This is a genomic window from Pseudokineococcus marinus (assembly GCF_013004605.1).
GTDB classification, from domain to species: domain Bacteria; phylum Actinomycetota; class Actinomycetes; order Actinomycetales; family Quadrisphaeraceae; genus Pseudokineococcus; species Pseudokineococcus marinus.
The window spans coordinates 1-1,647 of the sequence record NZ_JABEMA010000475.1 but is presented as its reverse complement, the minus strand read 5'-3'; the positions used below and the strand labels follow the sequence as shown (position 1 = coordinate 1,647).

The following is a 1,647-nucleotide window of genomic DNA, read 5'->3' as shown; positions in this document are numbered from 1 at the left end:
GACGACCTGCGCCGCGCCCTCGCCCGGCGCCATCCCGCCCTCGCGCCCGTGCTCGAGGTGGCCACCGTGCTCGTCGGCGAGGTCGCCGCCGGGCCGCACGACCCGGTCGTCGTCGGCCCGCAGCTCGCGGGGGCCCCGCTGCCCGTCGTCGACGTGCTGCCGCCCTTCGCCGGTGGCTGAGGCACCGGCCGGGCGCGCCCTCGGGCAGCTCGTCGAGGTCGTCGTCGTCGCGGCCGACGACCCCCGGCACCGCGCCCTCGTGCGCGACGCGGAGGTCGAGCTGCAGCGGCGCTACGGGGAGGGGTCGCTCGAGCCGCCCGAGGGTGCCTCGCACCCGGACCCGGCCGACGTCGTCCACCTGCTCGCGGTGGCGGGAGACGTGGCGCTGGGCTGCGCCGTCGTCGCGCCGCTGCCCGTGGTGGGCCCGGGCGTCGGCGAGGTCAAGCGCCTCTTCGTCCCCGCCACGGCCCGGCGCCGCGGGGTCGCCACGGCGCTGCTGCGCGCGGCGGAGGACGCCGCGCGCGGCCGCGGGCTGCACGCGCTGCACCTCGTGACGGGCACCCTGCAGCCGGAGGCGATCGCCCTCTACGAGCGGGAGGGGTGGTCGGCCGTCACCCCGTACGCCTGGGCCGACGACCCGATGACGCGGACCTTCGGCAAGACCCTCACCGCCGCACCGGGCTGACGCGCGGGGCGGAGGCGGTGGACGGGGCGGTCGTCCCGGCGCTCAGGGCATGCCCACCCACTCGGCTCCCCCGTCGGCGAGCACCTGGCGCTTCCACACCGGCAGGCGCGCCTTGACCTCCTCGACCACCTCCTCGCAGGCGGCGAAGGCCTCGCGCCGGTGCGCGGCGGCCACCGCGACGGCGAAGGCGACGTCACCGACCTCCAGCGCGCCGGTGCGGTGGCTGACGGCGAGGGCGTCGACGGGGTGGGCGGCGAGCACCTCGCGAGCCACCTCCTCGACGACGCGGCCCGCGCTCGGGTGGGCCGAGTACTCCAGGCGCGTGACGCGGGCGCCGTGGTCGTGGTCGCGCACGACGCCCCCGAAGGTGACGACGGCGCCCGCGGCGGGGTCCTCGACGGCGGCCGCGTGCTCGGCGACGGACAGCACGTCCTCGGTGACGACCGCCCGGGCCAGGCGCCGCGCGGGCGGCGCGACCCGCGAGGAGTCCCGCGGCGCCCTGGCGCCGCCAGCGGCCCGAGGGTCGCCGGCCGGCGGCCCTGTGACGTCAGCGGCGACGTCGGCGGTGGTGGTGACGGAGCCGGCGGCGGGGGTCTCGGGCGTGCTCACTCCCCCACGGTAGGCGCGGGGCGGCGGCCGACCGGACCCCGCCGTCGACCGTGGCCCGGCCCCGCCTAGGCCCGACCGGTGGGAGAAACGCTCAGCGGCCGCCGAGCGCAGCCGCCTCGAGGCCGTGGACGACGAGGGGCCACCACGGCGGGGCCCCGCACGCGCGGCCGGCGTCCGTCGCCGCGACGAGGCGCGCCTCGTCGCCGTCGGCCAGGACGACGTCGTCCGGGGTCCCGCCGACGAGGGCGATGTGGCGCCACCGCGAGGCCGGGGCGCGGCGCCCGTCGGCCGCCACGGGCCGGTGCCGGGAGAAGCCGAGCGGACGCCCGCCGACGACGACCGGCAGCGCCCAC

General features: G+C 80.1%; 3 protein-coding genes and 1 pseudogene. 2 read left to right on the top strand and 2 right to left on the bottom strand.

Features of this window, described 5'->3' with window-relative positions; translation table 11 throughout:
• Positions 1–180 (top strand): annotated as a pseudogene (locus HLB09_RS16750) (hypothetical protein); the annotation flags it as partial.
• Positions 173–685: a GNAT family N-acetyltransferase gene (locus tag HLB09_RS18995; RefSeq protein ID WP_171204431.1), complete on the top strand. Its 513-nt coding sequence runs from the start codon at positions 173–175 to the stop codon at positions 683–685. The pseudogene HLB09_RS16750 and the gene HLB09_RS18995, both read left to right, overlap by 8 nt.
• A 42-nt stretch (positions 686–727) precedes the next feature.
• On the opposite strand, the gene HLB09_RS17970 is transcribed toward HLB09_RS18995, so the two are convergent.
• Positions 728–1,294 (bottom strand): molybdenum cofactor biosynthesis protein MoaE, encoded by a 567-nt coding sequence (locus HLB09_RS17970; protein WP_322790238.1) that lies wholly within the window; start codon positions 1,292–1,294, stop codon positions 728–730.
• 91 nt (positions 1,295–1,385) lie between these two features.
• Positions 1,386–1,647 (bottom strand): hypothetical protein (locus HLB09_RS16735; protein WP_171204430.1); only part of this gene is annotated, 262 nt, incomplete at its 5' end.